Annotated in this window: 18 protein-coding genes and 1 tRNA gene; 8 read left to right on the top strand and 11 right to left on the bottom strand. The window is 70.5% G+C overall.

What is annotated here, in order from left to right; translation table 11 throughout:
• The first annotated feature begins 2 nt into the window (after positions 1-2).
• Together ORI60_RS06660 and ORI60_RS06655 are read left to right on the top strand one after the other, a co-directional pair.
• Complete coding sequence (locus ORI60_RS06660) at positions 3-740, top strand: SDR family NAD(P)-dependent oxidoreductase (protein WP_266035403.1); 738 nt, start codon at positions 3-5, stop codon at positions 738-740.
• A 112-nt stretch (positions 741-852) separates the two neighbouring features.
• Entirely contained in the window at positions 853-2,190 is a 1,338-nt protein-coding gene (locus ORI60_RS06655) for a glycosyl hydrolase family 18 protein (RefSeq protein WP_266035401.1), read from the top strand.
• On the opposite strand, the gene ORI60_RS06650 is transcribed toward ORI60_RS06655, so the two are convergent.
• Together ORI60_RS06650 and ORI60_RS06645 are read right to left on the bottom strand one after the other, a co-directional pair.
• Positions 2,083-2,481, bottom strand: coding sequence for a DMT family transporter (locus tag ORI60_RS06650; protein ID WP_323055882.1), 399 nt, complete (start codon positions 2,479-2,481; stop codon positions 2,083-2,085). The genes ORI60_RS06655 and ORI60_RS06650 overlap by 108 nt on opposite strands.
• Positions 2,481-2,795: a DMT family transporter gene (locus ORI60_RS06645; protein WP_266035399.1), complete on the bottom strand. Its 315-nt coding sequence runs from the start codon at positions 2,793-2,795 to the stop codon at positions 2,481-2,483. Before ORI60_RS06645 ends, ORI60_RS06650 begins: the two co-directional genes overlap by 1 nt.
• Positions 2,796-2,846: 51 nt before the next feature.
• Here ORI60_RS06645 and ORI60_RS06640 point away from each other — a divergent pair, with 51 nt between their 5' ends.
• Positions 2,847-3,719, top strand: coding sequence for a 5'-nucleotidase (locus ORI60_RS06640; RefSeq protein WP_266035397.1), 873 nt, complete (start codon positions 2,847-2,849; stop codon positions 3,717-3,719).
• On the opposite strand, the gene ORI60_RS06635 is transcribed toward ORI60_RS06640, so the two are convergent.
• The 4 genes from ORI60_RS06635 to ORI60_RS06620 all read right to left on the bottom strand — a co-directional run bounded on the left by ORI60_RS06635 (position 3,720) and on the right by ORI60_RS06620 (position 10,902).
• Positions 3,720-4,439: a hypothetical protein gene (locus tag ORI60_RS06635; protein ID WP_266035395.1), complete on the bottom strand. Its 720-nt coding sequence runs from the start codon at positions 4,437-4,439 to the stop codon at positions 3,720-3,722.
• Positions 4,440-4,509: 70 nt separating this feature from the next.
• A complete protein-coding gene (locus ORI60_RS06630; RefSeq protein ID WP_266035393.1) occupies positions 4,510-9,975 on the bottom strand; it encodes a carboxyl transferase domain-containing protein in 5,466 nt (1,821 codons plus the stop codon).
• A gap of 276 nt (positions 9,976-10,251) precedes the next feature.
• Entirely contained in the window at positions 10,252-10,743 is a 492-nt protein-coding gene (locus ORI60_RS06625) for a Gmad2 immunoglobulin-like domain-containing protein (protein ID WP_266035392.1), read from the bottom strand.
• A gap of 75 nt (positions 10,744-10,818) precedes the next feature.
• A tRNA-Tyr gene (locus ORI60_RS06620) sits at positions 10,819-10,902 on the bottom strand.
• A gap of 214 nt (positions 10,903-11,116) precedes the next feature.
• Between ORI60_RS06620 and ORI60_RS06615 the strand changes: the two genes are divergently transcribed.
• Genes ORI60_RS06615 through ORI60_RS06605 form a run of 3 tightly spaced genes read left to right on the top strand, consistent with a single transcriptional unit; the run spans position 11,117 to position 14,468 of the window.
• Positions 11,117-13,699, top strand: a complete 2,583-nt coding sequence (locus ORI60_RS06615) for an ATP-binding protein (RefSeq protein ID WP_266035390.1) — start codon at positions 11,117-11,119, stop codon at positions 13,697-13,699.
• Between the two features lie 49 nt (positions 13,700-13,748).
• Complete coding sequence (locus ORI60_RS06610) at positions 13,749-14,030, top strand: hypothetical protein (protein ID WP_266035389.1); 282 nt, start codon at positions 13,749-13,751, stop codon at positions 14,028-14,030.
• 9 nt (positions 14,031-14,039) lie between these two features.
• A complete protein-coding gene (locus tag ORI60_RS06605; protein ID WP_266035388.1) occupies positions 14,040-14,468 on the top strand; it encodes a DUF4383 domain-containing protein in 429 nt (142 codons plus the stop codon).
• 6 nt (positions 14,469-14,474) lie between these two features.
• On the opposite strand, the gene ORI60_RS06600 is transcribed toward ORI60_RS06605, so the two are convergent.
• From ORI60_RS06600 to lnt, 3 genes are all read right to left on the bottom strand, one after another.
• Positions 14,475-14,948: a TspO/MBR family protein gene (locus ORI60_RS06600; RefSeq protein WP_266035386.1), complete on the bottom strand. Its 474-nt coding sequence runs from the start codon at positions 14,946-14,948 to the stop codon at positions 14,475-14,477.
• Positions 14,949-15,123: 175 nt separating this feature from the next.
• Positions 15,124-15,891: a polyprenol monophosphomannose synthase gene (locus tag ORI60_RS06595; protein ID WP_266035384.1), complete on the bottom strand. Its 768-nt coding sequence runs from the start codon at positions 15,889-15,891 to the stop codon at positions 15,124-15,126.
• Positions 15,875-17,422 carry an apolipoprotein N-acyltransferase gene (gene lnt, locus ORI60_RS06590; RefSeq protein WP_266035383.1) on the bottom strand — a complete coding sequence of 516 codons (1,548 nt, stop codon included), beginning with the start codon at positions 17,420-17,422 and terminating at the stop codon, positions 15,875-15,877. Before lnt ends, ORI60_RS06595 begins: the two co-directional genes overlap by 17 nt.
• A 409-nt stretch (positions 17,423-17,831) precedes the next feature.
• On the opposite strand from lnt, the gene ORI60_RS06585 reads away from it, so the two are divergent.
• Positions 17,832-18,437 (top strand): TetR/AcrR family transcriptional regulator, encoded by a 606-nt coding sequence (locus tag ORI60_RS06585; protein ID WP_266035382.1) that lies wholly within the window; start codon positions 17,832-17,834, stop codon positions 18,435-18,437.
• A gap of 110 nt (positions 18,438-18,547) precedes the next feature.
• A complete protein-coding gene (locus tag ORI60_RS06580) occupies positions 18,548-18,742 on the top strand; it encodes a PspC domain-containing protein (protein WP_090064506.1) in 195 nt (64 codons plus the stop codon).
• Here ORI60_RS06580 and ORI60_RS06575 read toward each other — a convergent pair.
• Positions 18,736-19,287 carry a hypothetical protein gene (locus ORI60_RS06575; RefSeq protein ID WP_266035380.1) on the bottom strand — a complete coding sequence of 184 codons (552 nt, stop codon included), beginning with the start codon at positions 19,285-19,287 and terminating at the stop codon, positions 18,736-18,738. The two genes, ORI60_RS06580 and ORI60_RS06575, sit on opposite strands and share 7 nt — an antisense overlap.
• Positions 19,288-19,346: 59 nt before the next feature.
• Complete coding sequence (locus tag ORI60_RS06570) at positions 19,347-20,126, bottom strand: DUF4239 domain-containing protein (RefSeq protein WP_266035379.1); 780 nt, start codon at positions 20,124-20,126, stop codon at positions 19,347-19,349.
• Positions 20,127-20,268: the final 142 nt, after the last annotated feature.

Here is a 20,268-nt window from a genome sequence, read left to right as displayed (position 1 = left end):
ACATGACTCGACTCGCTCTCGTCACCGGGGCCTCGCGCGGCATCGGCGCCGCCGTCGCCCACGCGCTGGCCCGGCAAGGCCACCAGGTCGCCGTCCACTACCGCTCCGGCGCGGACGAAGCCCAGGCCGTGGCCGGGAGTCTGCCCGGCGACGGCCACGTCACCGTGCAGGGCGACCTCGGCGCGGACCAGGCCGGGCAGATCGTCGAGGAGGCCGCCGAGAAGCTCGGCGGCCTCGACGTCCTGGTCAACAACGCGGGGATCTACTTCCACCACCCCATCGCCACGACGAGCTTCGAGGAGTGGCAGCAGGCCTGGCGCCGCACCGTCGAGCTGAACCTCTACGGACCGGCCGACCTCGCCTGGCACGCGGTCCGGCACATGACCCGCGGCGGTCGCATCGTCAACGTCGGCTCGCGGGGCGCCTACCGGGGTGAGCCCGACGCCCCCGCGTACGGCGCGGCGAAGGCCGGCCTGCACGCGATGACCCAGTCGCTCGCCCAGTCGCTGGCCCCGCAGGGCATCGCGGTCGCCGGCGTCGCGCCGGGTTTCGTCAGGACCGACATGGTCACCGACCTCCTCGCGAGCCCGGAGGGCGAGCGGATCCGGGCGCAGAGCCCGTTCGGCCGCGTCGCCGAGCCGGAAGAGGTCGCCGCGGCCGTCGCGTGGCTGACCACGGAGGGCGCGCTGTGGGCCAGCGGCACGATCATCGACGTGAACGGCGCCTCCTACCTGCGGTGATTCCCCGCCGGCAGACCGGAACCAGTTCCGGTCCCCAGTTGATCTTCCCGCAACCGGTCTAGACCACTAACGTCGCGGTGGGCGCTCGACGAAGTGGAAGGCCTCCCCTGCAATGCGTTCATTCCGCTCACGCCTCGGTGCCGCCGGCCTCGCGCTGGCCGCCGCCGCGGCGACCTTGACAGTCATGGCGCCTGCCGCGCAGGCCGCCTACCCCGCCGGGTTCAAGAGCGTCGGCTACATGCCGTCGTGGTCCGGCAACGTCAGCACGCTCCCGTACAACAAGCTGACGCACATCAACTACTCGTTCGTCCTGCCGAACTCCAACGGCACGCTCCAGGGCGTCCCCGACCCCGGCAAGCTGCAGCAGCTGGTGAGCCTCGGCCACCAGAACGGCGTCAAGGTCTCGATCGCCGTCGGCGGCTGGAACAACGGCAACGACGACAACTTCGAGATCTTCGCGGCCAGTGCCAACGGCCGCACGACGTTCGTCAACGCGCTGATCAACCTGGTCAGCCAGTACAACCTCGACGGCGTCGACATGGACTGGGAGTACCCGGATCCGGGCGTCGAGGGCGACAACTACACGCTGCTGATGCGCCAGCTTGGCGACCAGCTGCACAGCCGCGGCAAGCTGCTCACGGCTGCGGTCGTGAGCGAGGGCGGCACGGCGAACGGCGTGCAGCCCGCGGTGTTCGGCATCGTCGACTGGCTGAACATCATGGCCTACGACGGCGGAAGCCCGCACGCGAACTACGACTGGTCGATCGCGTCGGTCAACTTCTGGAAGAACCGCGGCCTTCCGGCCGGCAAGGCGGTTCTGGGTGTGCCGTTCTACAGCAGGCCGACCTACATCTCCTACCGCGACCTCGTCGCGCAGGACCCGGCCAACGCCAACCGCGACAGCTACAACGGCAACCACTACAACGGTCTCCCGACGATCCGTCGCAAGACCCAGTGGGCGCTGGCGAACGCGGGCGGCATCATGAACTGGGAGCTCTCCCAGGACACGACCGGCAGCACCAGCCTGCTCAACGCCATCTGGGAGACCGCCGGCGGCGGCACCCCGAACCCGCCCACCGGTGGCACCCTCACCGGGATCGGCGGCAAGTGCGTGGACGTGGCCGCGGCGAACTCCGCCAACGGCACCGCGATCCAGCTCTACACCTGCAACGGCACCAACGCCCAGCAGTGGACCCGCAACGGGGCCACGTTGCGCGCCCTGGGCAAGTGCCTGGACGCGTCCGGCACCGCCAACGGCGCGGTGACCCAGTTGTGGGACTGCACGGGTGCGGGCAACCAGCAGTGGACGGCCGAGGCCAACGGCCAGCTGCGCAACGCGGCGTCAGGACGGTGTCTCGACGCCACCGGCAACAGCTCCGCCGACGGGACCAGGCTCCAGCTCTGGGACTGCGCCGGCACCGCGAACCAGCGGTGGACGCTGAACGCCTGATCTCAGGAACTTCAGCCCGATGACGCAGGCGATGATCCCGGTGAGGAACACGATCTTCCACGCGGAGACCGCTTCCTCGCCGGTGATCATCGCCCACGTCACCGTCAACGCCGCTCCGACGCCGACCCACACGGCGTAGGCGGTTCCGACCGGAATCCGCCTCATGCCAACGGAAAGCCCGACCATGCTCAGCGTCGCGGCGATCACGAAGAGCACGTAGGCCCCTTGCGACAACGCCGTCGCCCACACCGCTTCGAGCACGGCGCTCCCCAGCAACACGGCCCAGTGCATCAGCTCACCACCTTCAGGCCCGCGACGCAGCCGATCAACGCGACCAGCAGCAGCGCCTTGGCCACCCCGAGCCTCTCCTCACCGCGCGCCACCGCGACGAGCACGGTGAGCACGGCCCCCACGCCGACCCACACCGCGTACGCCGTGCCGACCGGGATTCCTCGCATCGCCCAAGCCAGTCCGAGGACGCTCAGCGTCATCGACACGGCGAACACCACGACCGGCCAGAACCGGCGAAAACCCCTGGAGGCCGAGAGCGCCGTGGCCCACACGGCCTCCAGCACCCCGGACGCGATCAGCACCACCCAATACATTGGTACGACCGTACCAGAAAAGCCGGAACCGGGCGGCTACGATCACGTGATGTGGCCCCCAGCCTGGAGAACCTGCTGGTCGTAGGCGTCGCGTCGAGCGCTCTGTTCGACCTGACCGAGTCCGACGCCGTCTTCCACGCCGAGGGCGAACAGGCCTACCGCGCCTACCAGGAGACGCACCTGGACGAACCGTTCGCCGCAGGCGTCGCGTTCCCGTTCCTACGCCGCCTGCTGGGCCTCAACGCGCTGGCACCGCTGGTCGAGGTGATCGTGCTGTCGCGCAACTCCCCCGACACCGGCCTGCGCATCCTGAGGTCGGCGGCGCACCACGGCCTCGGGATCACCCGCGCGATCTTCACCGAGGGCCGGGCGCCGCACGAGTACATGCCGGCCCTGAACATGTCGTTGTTCCTGTCCGCCAACGAGAACGACGTCCGCAAGGCGACCCTCGCCGGTCTCCCGGCCGGCCAGGTGCTCCAGTCGTCGTTCCGCGACGACGACGATCCGGCGCTGCGGATCGCGTTCGACTTCGACGGCGTGCTCGCCGACGACGCGTCCGAGCGGATCTACCAGAGCGGCGGCCTCGACCAGTTCCAGCAGCACGAGGCCACGAACGTCGTCACGCCACTGGACCCCGGTCCACTGAGGAACTTCCTCGCGGGCGTGAACCGGATCCAGCGCCAGGCCGAGGACCGCGTCCGGGTCTCGGTGGTGACCGCCCGGTCCGCCCCCGCCCACGAGCGCGCGATCAACAGCCTCAAGGCGTGGGGCCTCACGGTCAACGACGCGTTCTTCCTGGGAGGGTTGAGGAAGGCGCCGATCCTGGACGTGCTCAAGCCGCACATCTTCTTCGACGACCAGCGCGGCCACCTGGTCCAGACGGTGCCGTGCGTGCACGTCCCGTTCGGCGTGACGAACGAGTGATCAGGCCCGCCGCCACCAGCGCTTGGCCCGAGGCGCCCGCACCGGGTCCAGGCCCATCCCCTCCAGCTCCGCCAGGTGGGCGGCGTGGGTCTTGGTGTTCAGCGCGATCGAGCCCAGCTGCGGATCCTCCTCGCCGAGCGACACTTCCTCGGCCAGCAGAACGTCCATCAGCCGCTTCGCCGACGGCGACGGGATCGGCTCGTCGACCGCGATGTGCAGCATCAGGTGTTCCACGCCGGTGTCGATCCAGCGGGCGTTCGACACCCAGACCGTCCTGACGGCGGGGAACTCCGCGATCCGCCGCACCAGCGCCTGCCGCAGCGCGATGGCCAGCGCGTGGCTGGAGGGACGAAGCTGCATCCGCTCCCCCGCCGCGTTCCGGCCGCGCTCCCGCATCGTGTGGCGCAGCAACGGCACCGGTACACGGGCCCAGCCGCCGAACGAGTGCAGCGACAGCGTCTCGACACCGGTCTGGCGCGCGATGTCCAGCAACCGCCCCGCGTCGCAGTGCACGGAACCGGCTGCCTGCGGCAACTGGTCGGAGCAGCACGCCTCGCTGACGAAGCCGGGAATGGCGGGACCACCGTCGGCGCCCTTGGCGAAGAGCACGGAGCCGCTCGCCTGCACTGGCACGAACACCCCGTGGTCGGCCAGCGCGGCCAGCAGCCGCTCGTTGTCGTCGGACTGGGCGTCGAGCACAGCGGCGAGCGCGGAGTTCACGATCATTTCCTCCCCCAAGGAAAAAGCCCGGCCACCCGAGAACGGGATGACCGGGCCTGATCCTAGGGGACTACTTCGCGAGACCGTCCTCGATCGCCTTGATGATCGCCGGCCGCAGCTGCGCGGCCGAGATGATCGCGTCGACCGCTCCGACCTCGACCGCGCGCTGCACGCTGTGCACCCGGTCGAACTCGGCGGCCATCTCGTTCAGCTTCTCGGTCCGCACCGACTGCCGCGTCGACGTCAGCTCGGCGGTCAGGGCCGACCGTTCGGCACCGGAGGCCTCGGCCACCGCGGACTCCAGCTTCTTCACGCGCGGGTCGTTGGCCGTGCGGCCGTCCACCTCGCGGGCGAACACCACGGCCGCGGCGGGCGCGCCACCGATGACCGAGGCGAACGAGCCCTCGACCGCGAGCACCGTCATGGACGGGTTCAGGGCCTTCGAGAAGACCACGAACGCGCCGCCGTGGTACCGCGAGATCACGGTGAACACGATCGGGCCGCGGAAGTTGACGATCGCGCGGCCGATCTCGGCGCCGTACTCCAGCTGCAGTTCCCGCATCGACTCCGGTGAACCGTCGAAACCGGACAGGTTCGCCAGCACGACGAGCGGCCGGTTGCCCGAGGCCGCGTTGATCGCGCGGGCCGCCTTCTTCGACGACTTCGGGAACAACGTGCCGGCGGTGTAGGTGTCCGGGCCGTCGGTGGGCGGGAAGCCGGTGCGGGCGACACCGCGCGACTCGACGCCGAGCAGCGTCACCGGGATGCCGCCGAGGTGCACGTCCTGGACGACGGCGGTGTCGGCGTCGGCCATGCCGGCCCAGCGCTCCAGCACCTCGTGGTCCTGGTCGGACAGGGCGCGCATGACCGTGCGGATGTCGAACGGCTTCTTGCGGTCCGGGTTCGACTCGACCGAGAAGATCTCGCCGACCGTGGTGAACGGGCTGTCGCCGACGACGTGCGGGTAGGACGAGACGTCGCGGTCCGACGGGTCCGAAGTGGACACCCGGCGCGGACCGGCCTCACCCGGCGCGATGTAGCTGTGCTCGTAGTGCGCGAGGAGCACGTCGAACGCCGACCGCAGGTTCGGGGCCCAGTACTGCGCCTGGCCGTTCGGGCCCATGACGCGGTCGTAGCCGCCGATGCCGTAGTTGTCCTCGGCCGAGACGCCACCGGAGAAGTCGAGCGCCTGCTTGCCGGTCAGCACCATCGCCGAGTCCGGCGTCATGACCAGGATGCCCTTGGTGTGCATGAGCATCGTGGCCTCGGCGTTCCAGTACGGCTGGGCGCCGACGTTGATGCCGTTGACGACGACGTTGATCTCGCCGCCGGCCTGCGTGAACTCGACGATCCGCTTCAGCGCCGCGGCCACCCAGTCCATGTTCTCGACACCGGAGCTCATCGAGATCTTCGCGCCGGAGGACAGCGAGAACCACTCCAGCGGAACGGAGAGCTCCTCGGCGAGGTCGATGGCGTGGATCACCCGCGAGCACTCGGGCTCGGCCAGCGCGCCCAGGGACTTCGTCGGGTCGCCGAGCAGCACCACGCGCTTCATGCCCTCGGGGTACGCGGGAGTCGGCGTCGTCACGACACCGACGACGATGCCGGCCTTGTTGCCACCGCGCGGGCGGTCGACCGGCACCAGCGCGCCGTCGACGAGGTCGTGCTCCACGAAGGACCCGCCGTCGCCGACGAGCATGTCGACCAGCTCGTACGGGTAGATCGTGCCGCGCGACTGGGCGCGCAGGACGTTCTGGCGGTAGTCGTCGAGCGGCTGGATCGGATTGGTCGGCGGCTGCACGAACGAGAACCGCACACCGGAACCGGCGTCGTTCGCGATCCTCACCGCGATGTCGGAGACGTCACCGGACACCGGGTCCCGGCGGCGCGCCAGGAACAGGACCTCTTCGAGGTCCAGGCCCGCGGTCGTCGGGAGGACGCGCTGGGCGACCGCGTCCAGGTCCTTGGACCCGAGCTCGGTGGGCGGCCACGCGTAGAGCACCACGCGGTTGGTGGCGAGACGGGTGCGGCCACCGGCCTGCGCGCGGGCCCGGCGGATGCCGTCCAGGCAGGTCGCCAGGACGTCCTCGGCGGCGGGCAGGGCCACGATCCGGCCCTCGTCGTCGCGCAACGGCGTCAGGTCGCGGACCTGGCCCAGCGCGACGAGGCGCTCGTCGGACTTGTTCGCCTTGGCCACGGCGCGGAACAGGTAGACGTCCTCGTCCACAGAGGACAACCGGGTGAGGTCGAACTCCCGCAGCCGCTCCAGCTGCATGCGTTCGGCGATGCGCGGGTGCAGCCCGCGCACCAGCCTCTCCTCCGCGAACCCGTTGGACGACGGGCGGAACGTGAAGTGGTGGTGCATCGACTCGCCGCGGCGGCCCGCCACCGTGGTGGTGATGCGGGTGATCGTCGGCGGCAGCTGGTGCGCGGCGAGCGCGGCACCGAGGCCCGCGGCCATCTCGTCCTGGTCGGACGGACCGCCGGGCCAGTTGACGTAGAGGTCCGCGACGACCGCGCTTCCGGTGCCGTGCTTGACGACGTCACCGATGGCGTCGACCAGCGACGGGAACTCCACCGCGGTCGAGACGAGGCGCGTCTGCTCCGGCTCGTTCTCCGCGATGAAGAACGCGCCGTGCACGCGCGGGTTCTCCAGCGCCTTCTTGGTGTAGTAACGGCGGGCCAGCACCTCGAGCAGCGGCGTGTTGTCCGCGCCGGGCTTGCCGATGCGCTGGCCGAGCAGACGCACCAGCGGTTCGGCCGACGCCACCATCGCGACGATCCGCTCCTCGCGGTCCGCCGCCCGCGGGTGCGCGTCGAGGTGGATCAGGTGCTTGCGGACCTCGCTGTGCACGCGGGCGCGGTTGCGGCGCACCAGCGGCTGGGCGAACCAGGTGAACACGACGCTGCGGGCGAGGTCGGCCACCGCCGGATAGCGGACCTGCGTCGCGGCGACGATGTGCTCCAGCACCAGGCCGATCCGGACGCGCTCCGACTCGACCGGCGGCGCCTCCTGCACCCACTGGCGCAGCAGGGTCGTCGCGACGGCCGCGTCGAACACGCCGCGGCGCAGCGCCACGAAGATGCGGAAGACGGCCTGCTCCAGCTCCGGCGTGCGGTCGAGCTCGGTGATGCCGTAGTGGCCGATCACGTTCTGCAGGCGGGCGCGGAAGCCCTCCGGCAGCGCCGCGCGGTCGGCGTCGAGCGTCTTCAGGTACGTGTGGAAGTGCTCGCGCGGAGAGTGGATGTGGTTCTCCGGCTTGGACTCCTCACCGGCGGGACGGTTGCGCGAGAGGTCGCACAGGTCGGCGAAGATGCTGAGCAGCTCGGCCTCCTGGACCAGCGGCCGCTCCGGCAGGTCGTGCCGCGCGCTCATGTAGTTCGCGAGCACCCGCTCGGTGTCGGCGGCCGTGGTGTCGAAGCCCAGCAGCAGGTTGCGCAGGTCGTCGATGCCGCTGGCGACGAGCTCCTCCGGCCGGACGTCCGTGCGCGGCGCGGGCAGTTCCAGCTCGACGGCCGACTCGGACTTCTGCACCTCGACGGCGCCGGAGGCGTCCTCGATCTCCTCGAGCTTCAGCAACGCGCCACCGGCGGGCACCTGGGTGCCGACGACGACGTTCAGCTCCCTCAGGCGGGCGCGGAACGGCGCGCGCAGCACCGTCTCCATCTTCATCGCCTCGAGCACCAGGACCGGCGCCCCGGCCTCGACCTCGGCACCGACCGCGAGCGGCGTGGCGACGACGAGCGCGGGCATCGGCGAGCGCAGGACACCGCCCTCGTCACGCGTGACCCGGTGGGTGACCCCGTCGACCTCGACCTGGTGGACCGGGCCGTGCGTGCCGGTGACGACGCGGAACCGCTCGCCGTTGACGGTGATCTGGCCGACGTGGTGGTCGAACCGCTCGACGTCGACATCACCGGTCAGCACGGTCTCGGAGTCGGCGGCGGACACACCGACGCGGTAGCTCGCGGCGCCGACGCGGGCGACGGTCACCACGTACGGCTGGCCGCGGAGCACGAACTCCAGCTTGACCGCGCCCTCGTGGTTCGTGCGCGGCTGGCCGCCGCGGGCGGAGGCCAGCAGTTCGGTGCGGTTGATCTGCTCCTCGTCCTCGTACACCTCGATGCCGGCGGCCGCCAGGGCGATCGCGGAGTGGCGGTGCGAGATGAGGCCGCCGTCGGCGCGGACGCGGTCGATCCACGAGGTGTCGGCGGAGCCGTCGATCACGGCGGGCTCGTCGAGCAGGTCGAGGACGAAGCTCTTGTTGGTCGTACCGCCCTCGATGATGACGGTCGTCTCGGCCATGGCGCGGCGCAGCTTGCCCAGCGCCTCGTCGCGGTTGCGGCCGTACGCGATGATCTTCGCGATCATCGAGTCGAAGTCGGCGGGGATCTGCGAGCCCTCGGCCACGCCCGTGTCGACGCGGATGCCGGGACCCGCGGGCAGTTCCAGCCGAACGATCGTGCCGGGGCACGGCGCGAAGTCGCGGTCCGGGTCCTCGGCGTTCAGGCGGGCCTCGACGGCGTGGCCGAGCTCGACCGGCTTCTCGCCTTCGAGCCTGCCGCCGCCCGCGACGTGCAGCTGGGCCTTGACCAGGTCGAAGCCCGTGGTGATCTCGGTGATCGGGTGCTCGACCTGCAGGCGGGTGTTGACCTCGAGGAACGCGAAGAGCTTCTCGCCGGGGTGGTAGAGGAACTCGACAGTGCACGCGCCGCGGTAGCCCACCGCGTTCGCGAGCCGTTCCGCCGACGCCTTCAGCTCGTCGACCTGGTGCGGCTCCAGCACGCAGGAGGCCGACTCCTCGATGATCTTCTGGTTGCGCCGCTGCACCGAGCAGTCGCGGACGCCGAGCGCCCACGCCGTGCCCTGGCCGTCGGCGATGACCTGCACCTCGACGTGCCGGGCGCCGGTGACCAGGCGCTCGAGGAACATCACGCCGGAGCCGAACGCGCGCTCGGCCTCCATGCTCGTGCGGTCGAAGTTCTCCTCCATCTCGGCAGGAGAGGTGATCTTGCGGATGCCCCGGCCGCCACCACCGGCGGTCGCCTTGAGCATCAGCGGGTAGGTGACCTCCTCGGCCACCTTCAAGGCGTGCTCGAGGTTCTCGACGGCACCGCGCGACCACGGCGCGACCGGGACGCCGACCTCCTCGGCGATCAGCTTCGAGCCGATCTTGTCACCGAGCTTGCGCATGGCCTCGGCGGACGGGCCGACGAACGCGACGCCGACCTTCTCGCACAGCTCGGCGAACTCGGGGATCTCGGCGACGAAGCCCCAGCCGACCCAGGCCGCGTCGGCCTTCGTCTCGACGAGAGCCCTCTCCAGCACCTTCAGGTCGAGGTACGGACGGTCCGCCGCCAGGCCGAGGTTGTAGGCGAGGTCGGCTTCTCTGACGAAGGGTGCCGACTTGTCGACATCGGTGTACAGGGCGACGGTCTCGATCCGTTCCCCTGACTCGGCGGCGAGTTCACGGACGGCGTGGATCAGCCGCATTGCGGCTTCCCCGCGGTTGACGATCGCTACACGACTGAACAACGACTTCTCTCCTCGCGGACAGACAACCTCAGCGGCAGTCGCCGCCCAATCGATGTACACACTCTCGTCTACTACCCGGTAACAAAACCGCTGGAGCGGAACGAGTTGAGCAGCGTGCTTTGTATGAAACCAACAAGGCACCAGGTCCTCGGCACAGCTTCACTTGAGCCCGTGTCCGACGTCACGACGAGGTGTGTCGGCGCGGTCACAGAGGTGGTCTGACCGAAAGAACGCGGGTCCTCCCCCTTGTCCGCGTCGGAGGAGGACCCGCGGGGTTCAGGCCTGCGGAACCCGGATCACGGTGCCGGGGGCGATCACGTTGGGGTCCGTGATGACGTGCGGGTTGGCCCTCACCAGGCGGGGGTAGAGGTTGCCGGCGCCGTAGAACTGCGTCGCGATCCCCCACAGCGTGTCACCGGGCTTGACCTCGTACTCCTGGTAGACCCGGTAGCCGGGCACGATCCGCGGCCCGTACACGACCGGCACGATGACCTTGTCGAGCTCGGCGCCGTCCTTGGGCGACACCCAGAACACCTCGACGTAGAGCCGGTCGAGCGCGAAGGACGCACCCGACACGTCGACCTGCACCTGGAACTGGCCGTGACCGCCGGCCCCGTCCCCGGCCATGAACCCGCCCACGACCTCGTCGTGACCTTCGTGGATCCGGTAGTTGAACTGAGCCTCGAACGCTCCGCCCGCGGTGCCGGCGATGTGGACGTGGCTTCCGACCAGGCCCTGCGGCCGGGGCTGCTGGATGTCGATGGACATGTTTCCCCTTCCTCCACCAGTAGGTCGCGGGAAGGAGGGGCGTCGTTGCCGGGTTCACCCCGGTGGCGCAACGGCTGGTGGTGGAGGTCGGAGTCGAACCGACTCTGCGCGAGGCTCCCGTTTTACAGACGGGCGGGGCTCCACAGCCCCTTCTCCACCATTGTCAGAACACTTCCGGGCACACGAAAAAGCCGCCCTCACCCGTTCTCACGGTGAGGGCGGCTCTCGACGTCGGCGAGGCCTTACGGCATCACGACGGAGAGCCTGAGCTGGGCGGACAGCTGCGATAGCGGCGCATGCGGATCACCTTGCCGGAGCGCGTGACCGGCGGTCAACCATTTATCGCGGCATTCGCGAGAAACGCGGTCGCGCGGTGGAGCGATGTCCAGTCGTGGAGGTCGTGGGGCGCGCTCGCGAACTCGCTGCGGCACGGTCGTGGCTGGCGGCGGAGACCGGACGGCTGGTGCTCTGCGGCGGCGAGCCGGGCATCGGCAAGACGAGGCTGGCCCAGGAGCTGGCCGGGCTCGCGCTCGCGCTCGGCCGGGAGGTCGTGTGGGGGCACTGCGCCGAGACCGCGGGCGCACCGGCGTTCTGGCCGTGGCGGCAGGTGCTGAAGGCGGCCGGTGCCGATCCCGACGGGGTGCTCGCGCACGACGCCGAGGTACCGCAGGACAGGTTCCGGGTGTTCGACGCGATCGCGTCCGCGCTGGACCGCGACGGCCTGGTGATCATCGTCGAGGACGTCCACTGGGCCGACGAGGCGTCACTGCTCGTCCTCGGCCACCTCGCCGCACAGCTGCGGAACGTGCTGCTGTTCGCGACCTTCCGCGACCCCTGCCCGGCGGTCGCGGACCTCATGCGCTCGGCCGACCGCATCGACCTGCACGGTCTGACCGCCGACGAGGTGGCCGAACTGGCCGGTGCCGCGCACGCGGCCACGATCATGGAGCTGACCAGCGGCAACCCGTTGTTCGTCACGGAGATCGCCCGTGCGCTCGAGGACGGCACGTGGCGTGCGGACCAGCCGCCGCGCAGCGTCCGCGACATCGTCACCGCCCGGCTCACCCGGCTGTCCCCCGGCGCCCGTGAGCTGATCAAGACGGCGGCGCTGATCGGCCGCGACTTCGACCCCGATCTCGCCGCCACGGCCTCGGGACAGCCGCTCGGCGCGCTGGACGAGGCGGCGACGCTGATCGACGCGACGGGGCACCGGTTCACGCACGCGCTGACCAGGGACGCGGTCGAGGCCGCGCTCACCCCCGCCGAACGCCGCGCGCTGCACCGCCGGATCGCCGAGGCGATGGCGGGCAGCACGCACTACGCGGACGTCGCCCGGCACTGGGACGCCTGCGGCGCGAAGGAGAAAGCCCGCACCTGGACGATCCGCGCAGCGCGGGACGCGGTCAAGCGGCTCGCCTACGAGGAGGGCGCACGCCTCTACCGAGCCGCGGCGGCTCTCGCCGACAGCCACGACCTCCAGGTGGCACTGGGCCGGGCCGCCTACTTCGCCGGGGACCTAGCGGGGTGTGTCCAGGCCGCCCAGCGCGCCGCCGAACTGGCCGGCACGCCCGAGGAGATCGCGGAAGCCGCCCTGGTCCTGGAAGCGGCACCCGGCGCGGGCGTCAACGCGATCGCGACCCCGTTGTGCGACAACGCTCTCCGCCACGACGTCAGCCCGGCCACGCGCGCCCGGCTGCTGGCCCAGCGCAGCCATCTCGCGTTCTACCGAGGCGAACAGCACCGGCTCGACGAGCTCAGCCGGGAGGCGCTGCGCCTGGCACGGGGGGACGACCGCGCGCTCGCGGAGGCGCTGCACGCCAGGCAGGAGGCGTGCCCCGGTCCGGCCGGTCGCGCCGAACGCCTCGGCCTCGCCGCGGAGATGATCGCCCTCGCGCACCGCACGCACAGCCCGCGCGGTGCGATGTGGGGATCGCTGTGGCGCGTCCACGCGTTGGTCGAGAGCGGCGAGCTCGCTGCCGCGCAGGAGGAACTGCCGGCGCTCAAGCTCGCCTGCGACCGCGTCGGCGGTCAGGTCCCGTTGTGGCACCTCGACGTCGTGACGGCGTGCATCGCCCAGGCGCAGGGCCGTTTCGCGGAGGCCCAGGAGATCGGGCGGCGGGGCTACGACCGGATGCGGGTGATCGAGCGCGAACCGGCGTCGGGCGCCTACTTCGCTTTGCAGTGCGGGCTCTCCTGCCATCTCTCCCCCACCGAGGACGGCCTGGCGCTCGCCCGCCACTTCCACGACCCGCCGCCGCGGTTCCGGCTGATGTCGAAGCTCACGCGGGCGTTCCTGCTGCTGCGCGCGGGCCTGCGCGACGAGGCCCTGGACTTCTACCGCCGCTGCGGCCCGATCGCCGAGTGGGACCTGCCCGCGTTCTTCGTGCTGCCGGGACTGGTCGACGCCGTCCTGGTGACGGCGGGGCTCGGCCTCACCGACGACCTGCGCCTGATCCTGCCCCGGCTCGCGGAGTTCCGCGGCGAGCACGCGGCCGGCAACGGCGTCGCGTACATGGGCCCGGTGACCCTCGCGCTGGGCCGCGGTCACCTGGCTCTCGGCGAGCACGAGAAGGCCGTCGCCGACCTCACCACCGCCGTCGACGAGGCCTCCCGGGCGGGCGCCCCCGCGTTCGCCGCCGAGGCCCGCTGGCACCTCGCGGCGGCGTTGCGCGCGCTGGGCCGCGACGCCGACGCCGTGCACCGCGCCGCCGACCGGGCGATCCGGTCGCTGGGCATGACGGCGTTCACCACGACCGAGCTGAGCAGCCGCGAGCACGAGGTCGCGACGCTCGTCACCGAGGGCCTGACGAACCGGCAGATCGCGCGCCGGCTGGTGATCTCCGAACGGACCGCCCAGAACCACGTCCAGCACGTCCTCACCAAGCTCGGCTTCCGCAGCCGCAGCCAGATCGCGGCGTGGATGAGTACCTCACCGAGTACTCCGGCGGATGGCTGACCAGCCAGAACTTCCTACCTTGGGAGCAATATCGACCGAGGAGGACCCCATGTGGCTCACCATCGCGACCCCGCCCACCCAGTCCCTCGACCAGCTCGACCAGGTGATGGGCTCGACCACCCCCGACGGCCTGCGCGCCCGCTACGCCTGCCGGGCGGACGGGGAGTTCCGGGTCATCGCCGTGTGGGACAGCAAGGACCACGCCGACCGCTTCTTCCGCGAGGTGCTCGGCCCGGTCCTGGCCCGCGTGCTCGGCCCCGAACCGGCCGGAGCACCCACGATGACCGGCATGGAGGTGCTCCGGGAGTTCATCCCGGCCGTCACCGGGTAGCCACCCAGCATGCGACCAGTTCAAACGGCAGCCTCAGTGGTGGGAGCGGCGTTCCTGCTCGTCGGCGTGCTCGGCTTCATCCCGGGCGTCACCACGCACTACGACGAGCTCAGCTTCGCCGGCCACTCGGGCGCCCTCCTGTTCGGCCTCTTCGCCGTCTCCGTGCTGCACAACCTCGTGCACCTGCTGTTCGGGGTGCTCGGCCTGCTCGCCGCGAAGCGGTCCCAGTTCGCCCGCGCGTTCCTGGTGGCGGGCGGCGGCGTCTACGTGTTCCTGTGGGTCTACGGCTCGGCCATCGGTGAGCACACCGCCGCGAACTTCCTGCCGATCAACACGGCCGACAACTGGCTGCACCTCGGCCTCGGCGCGGGCATGATCGTGCTCGGCATCGCGACGACCGCGGTCGAACGGGCCCGCAGCAACTCGCCCGTCAACTGAGCCCGGTCAGTTGAGGACGGCGATCGACAGGTTCAGGGCCGCCGCGAAGCTCACCCAGCCCAGGTAGGGCACGAGGAGCAGGCCGGCGGCCTTGCTGCGCCTGGTGAACGCCACGATCACCGCGACGATCGCGAGCCACAGCACCAGGATCTCGGCGAACGCCACCCAGAACCACCCGAGGCCGAAGAACAACGGCGTCCAGGCCGCGTTCAGCACGAGCTGCACGCCGAACAGGGTCAGCTCGCGCCGCGTCGCCCCGGCCCGCCACGCCAGCCACCCGGCGAACGCGATCATCACGTAGAGCAGCGTCCACACCGGACCGAACAGCCACGGGGGCGGCGCCCAGGAAGGCTGCTCCAGTGCCATGTACGTCGATCCCGCGGACACGGAGAACAGCGACCCGACCACGGCGGTCACCAGCACGGCCGCGGCGAACAGGCCGAGCGCGCGGAGCGGATGGCGTTCGGAAACCAGCGTCATGCCCCAGGTGATACCCGTTCACAGGGCGGGCGAAGCACGGACGACGCCGACCTCCGCTGCCGGTTGATCACCTTCGAGCGGCGGCAACGGCCTGGAACCGATCGACGGGAAGTACCGGAAATGACGGCCGCCACTTCGGACCGTCCACGACGAACGGTCCGAAGTGACCGTGCGACTACTTCCGCTTGCCCGTGAACAGGTCCTTGACCTGGTTGCCGCGGCGGCGCAGGCCCCACTTCGTCACGCGGATCAGCGCCTCGCGGACGATGTTGCCGCTCATCTTCGACTCGCCGAACTCGCGCTCGAGGAACGTGATCGGCACCTCGCGCACCCGGAAGCCCAGCTCCAGCGTGCGCCACAGCAGGTCGATCTGGAAGCAGTACCCGGCCGACGCGACCGAGGCGAGGTTCAGCTTGCGCAGGGTGTCCGCGCGGAACGCCCGGTAGCCACCCGTCATGTCGCGGATGTTCGCGCCCAGCGCGAGGCGCGAGTACAGCGAGCCGCCCAGCGACAGCAGCTTGCGCTGCGTCGGCCAGTTCACGACCTCGCCGCCCGGCACCCAGCGCGAGCCCAGCACCAGGTCGGCCTGCGGCAGGGCGTCGAGCAGCCGGTGCAGCTGCTCCGGGGCGTGCGAGCCGTCGGCGTCCATCTCGCAGATGACGCCGTAGTTGCGGTCGAGCGCCCACTGGAAGCCCGCGACGTACGCGGCGCCCAGCCCGGCCTTCTCGGTGCGGTGCATCACGTGGACGCGGTCGTCGGCGGCCGCCATCTCGTCGGCGAGCTGGCCGGTGCCATCGGGGCTGCCGTCGTCGACCACCAGCACGTGCACGTCGGGCAGTGCCGTGTGCAGCCTCTTGACGATCTTTCCGATGTTGTCCCGCTCGTTGTAGGTCGGGATCACCACCAGCACCTGCCCGAGTTCCTGGTCAGGCTGCTGCGCCATTCGAGTCCTTCCGTCGTCGGGTGAAGCCCAGCGCCAACGCCGCGAGGCCCGCAGCGGTCATCACCCACTCGGGCCAGGCTCCTAGCCAAGTCGCCAGCGTAGTCTGCGACCGCAGCGGCAGTGTCGCGACCAGGGCACCAGGCTCGAAGAGCCCAGTCTTCCGAGTGACGGAACCGTCGGGTTCGACGATCGCGCTGACCCCCGAGGTCGCCGCCACGACCACGGCCCTGCCGTGCTCCACCGCACGCAGTCTGGACATGGAAAGCTGCTGGTAGGTCATCTCCGTGTACCCGAACGTGGCGTTGTTCGTCGGGATCGCGATGATCGTCGCGCCGGCCGTCACGGAGTCGCGGACCACTGAGTCGAACGCCACTTCGTAACATGTGTCAAGTGCGACCTTCGCGGGCCCCATGACGAAACCCTCGGGGTCCGTGCCGGGCTGGAAGACCCCCGCCCGATCCACCTCCGAGGCGAACAGCCGGAAGAACGACCGCATCGGCATCGTCTCGCCGAACGGCTGCAGCTTGCGCTTCGTGTAGGTGTCCGTGGGCCCCTTGCCGGGCTCCCACAGCACCACGGTGTTGCGCGGCAGCCCGTCGTTCTTGTCGATCACCACGGCGCCCACCGCGATCGGCGCCTTGATCGCGTCGGCGGCGGCGTCGAGCACCGCGGCGGCGTCGGGGTTGCGGAACGGGTCGATGTCCGACGAGTTCTCCGGCCAGATCACCACGTCGGGCTGCTTCTCCCTGCCCGCGGCGACGTCGGCGGCGAGCTGCAGGGTGCGCTTGGCGTGGTTGTCGAGCACGGCCCGGCGCTGCGCGTTGAAGTCGAGCCCGGCGCGCGGCACGTTGCCCTGGATCGCGGCGACGGTGACGGTCCCGGCGGAGGCGTCCACCCCCACGGGCACCACCAGGCCCACCACCAGCGGCACCGCGAACAGCGGCAGGCCGAGCCGCCAGTTCTTCGTCAGCCAGAACAGCCCGAAGCCGGTCAGCACCACCGCGAACGTCACCAGCGGCGCCCCGCCCAGCGACGCGAGCGGCAGGAACCAGCCCTCCGGCTGTCCGAACGCGATCTTGCCCCAGGTGAAGCCGCCGAACGGGACCACGCCGCGCAGCGCCTCGTCCGCCACCCACAGGCACGCCGCCCACAGCGGCCACCCCGGCACGCGCGACGCGAACGCCATCGCGGCGGTGCCGATCGAGATCATCAGGGCGCACACCAGGGCGAGCGGCAGCCACGCGATCAGCCCGACGAACTCACCGGTCCACCTCAGCAGCGGCACCATGAACCCGAGCCCGAACAGCAGCCCGTACCCGAACCCGGCGCGCGCACGCCTGCCGTGGACCACGTGCGCGAGGAGCGCGAACCCGACCGGCGCCAGGAACCACAGCGGACGCGGCGGGAAGCTCAGGTAGATCAGCACGCCACCGGCGACGGCGAGCGCCACGCGCGACAACACCGGACGGCTCACTCTTCGCCTGCGCGCGGGCAGTTCCGCCGGCTCCGGCGCGATGGGGGGTGCGACCACCCGATCAGCGTACGAGCCCCGGGAGTACGCGGGACGTACGACCTGCGTCGACCTCGTGCCGCGGCGCCGTCACCGCCGGAGAGTCCTCACCCTCACGATCACCGGGCCGAAACGTGCGAAAAGCGCGCCGGCTCGCAGCCGAAAGGCGGACATCCCGTTGAGCGAAACGGCCGATGGCGGGTTCTGCACGGCGGTGCGGGCTATTTCGGCGACCGTCCGGGAACGGGAGGACCGGATGTCGATGTCGACAGAATTGGTGATTCGGCAGTGATCGAACTGGGTGCGCTTCACCAGCGCAGAGGGGGTGGCGGTCCTGCCGGGCTCGGTCCTGGCGAAAGTGGAAAAGGCCGACTGGCGCAGGCTGCGCTTCCCGTTTCGGTAAGGTTCGAGATAAATCAGGAGGTGACGGATGCCCCGTCCAAGCGTGGAAGCCGAACGCAAGGCGCAGATCCTCGCGTCCACCTGCAAGGTGATCGCGGCTGAGGGTTTCCGCCACCTCCGGGTGTCCGACGTGGCCAAGGACGCCGGCGTGTCCGGCGGCACGGTCCACTACTACTTCGAGACCAAGCGCGAGCTCACCGACGCGGCCTTCGAACACTGCTTCGAGGTCTCGGTGGCGCGCCGCCGCTGGATCCTCGAGTCCGACGAGCCGCCGCTCTCGCGCCTGCGCATGGTGGTCGAGTCGTACCTGCCCGAGGGTGCCGAGACCGTCGAGGCGTGGAAGGTCTGGGTCGAGCTCTGGGTCGAGGCCATCCGCAACCCCGAGCTGCAGGAGCTCAACGAGCGCTTCTACGGCGAGTGGCGCGACATCGTGGCGAGCATCTTCCGCGACGGGCAGGCCGCCGGCGACATCCACCCGTCCGGCGACCCGGTCGAACTGGCGAACATGATGGTCAGCATGCTCGACGGCCTCGCGCTCCAGGTGCTCGCGGGCTCGCGCGCCATGACGGTGGACACGATGCGCACCACGTGCCTCAGGTTCGTCGACCAGCTCTCGACCGCCAACGTCGGATAGCCCGCCGCTGTTGCAGTGGTGACCCCTGGTTTCGCGTGACGTGCCTCATCCGGGTCGAACCAGGGTTCGTCCCGATGCAGGAGACGGCTCACAGCGGGCATCCTGGGTACATGACCACGACAGTTGCTTTGAGCAGGCCCAGGACCAACCGGATGATCGCGGGTGTCTGCGCGGGGCTCGCCCAGCGCTGGGGGATGAAGGCGGGCACCGTGCGCCTTCTGTTCCTGCTGTCCTGCCTTCTGCCCGGACCGCAGTTTGTCGTCTACCTCGTGCTCTGGGTGATGCTGCCCGACCGCGGCTACTGACCGGCGGCCATCAGCTCGCGGTAGCCGGGGATCGGGGCGCCGCCCGCCTTCTCGAACAGGACCGCCTCGCTGAGGCCGACGCGCGTGCCGTCGTCCAGGCTCCTGATCGAGGTCCACAGGTTCGCGCGCAGTCCCTCGTCCTCGACGGACAGGACGTCCTCGTTGGACGGCAGCGGCTCGCCGGTGGCACGTCGCCACCGTGCGACCGCCGTCCAGAACTCGTCGACCGCGTTCCACACGACCAGGGAGCGCGGTCCGAGCACAGCGGTGATCTCGTCCGGCGTGCGCAGCTGCTCCAGGCCGTGCGAGCTGAGGTTCTGCAGGTTCTCGATCAACGCCACCACGAGCTCGTAGGCGGCTTCCTCGTGCAGGAGCTCCTCCGCGGCCATGGCGACCGACTGCGGCACGTCGGCGGGCGCCACCCGGTGCGCGGCCGAGCACGCCGCCAGCGTCGCGATGGTGAGCTCGCTCATCTCGCGCACGTGCCTCCACTTGAAGCCCGCCGACTCGGCCAGCCGCCGCGGCGCGGTCCAGCGTCCCCACATGTGCTTCCCCCCAGGTCCGGCTGCCCGGGAATCATCTCAGAGGCCGCGGTCGGCCGATGTCACCGGTTCTCCTCCACCGGTATGCCGGCCAGCTCCTCCGTGAGGCTCGTGAACGGCTCCGGCCGCACCCGGAACCACCCGTCGAACGGCTGGGTCATCCCGGCGCACAGCACGCAGACGAAAGCCAGCACGGCCGAGGTCAGGCACATCTGCAGGATGTGCCGCCTGCGCGCCGTGAACCCGATCAGCATCGGGAACACGATCATCGCGACGGCACCCGCGATCGTCCCGATCAGCATGATCCGGCCGGTGTTGTCGAGCCCCGCGGCCGAGTCCAGCCGGTCGCGCCTCAGGTCGGTGATCTCCCGCATCCGCTCCAGCGACCGCTCGCGCGCGCTCTTCACCTCGTCCGGCGACGCGGGCAGCGACAGGATCTCGGTGTGCAGCGAGTTCAGCGCCTCGGTCGTCGTGTCGTCGGGCTCCCCCACCGCCAGCTTGGGCCATTCCCTGTTCGCCACCAGCTTCGGGTACTCGGTGAGCAGCGAGCGGACGTGGTCGCGCTGCGGCTGCGGCATGACGGCGGTCTGCCAGTAGAGGTCGGCCACCGAGGCGGCCTCGCGCGCGGCGTTGTCCTCGGCGGCGCCGCCCTCCTCCCAGACGATCACCATGTAGAAGGCCAGCGCGACGATGAACAGGCCGCTGATCACCGCGCCGAGGAAGCCGCGCGAGTCCGCGTCCCTGTCGTCGGCCTGGTCGTGGGCACGGGAACGCCCGAAGAGCAGGAGGGCGACCGCCGTGACGACCACCGACGCGAGAACGATGACAAGCCCGGTCCACATGGCCTCCATCTCGCCACAGCGGGACACCGTTTGGCCACCAACACCACGCTTCCCGGCACTCTTCCCCGCCCATCAAGAGCAACGGCGGCGGATCGGGAACACAGCAGGTCCACTTCGAACCTCCGGCTCACAAGCCCGTGAC

Origin of the sequence: Lentzea sp. NEAU-D7, from assembly GCF_026242055.1 — a bacterium.
In the GTDB taxonomy this organism is placed as follows: domain Bacteria; phylum Actinomycetota; class Actinomycetes; order Mycobacteriales; family Pseudonocardiaceae; genus Lentzea.
The sequence above is the reverse complement of the archived record's forward strand: the minus strand, read 5'-3'. Positions and strand labels throughout refer to the sequence as shown.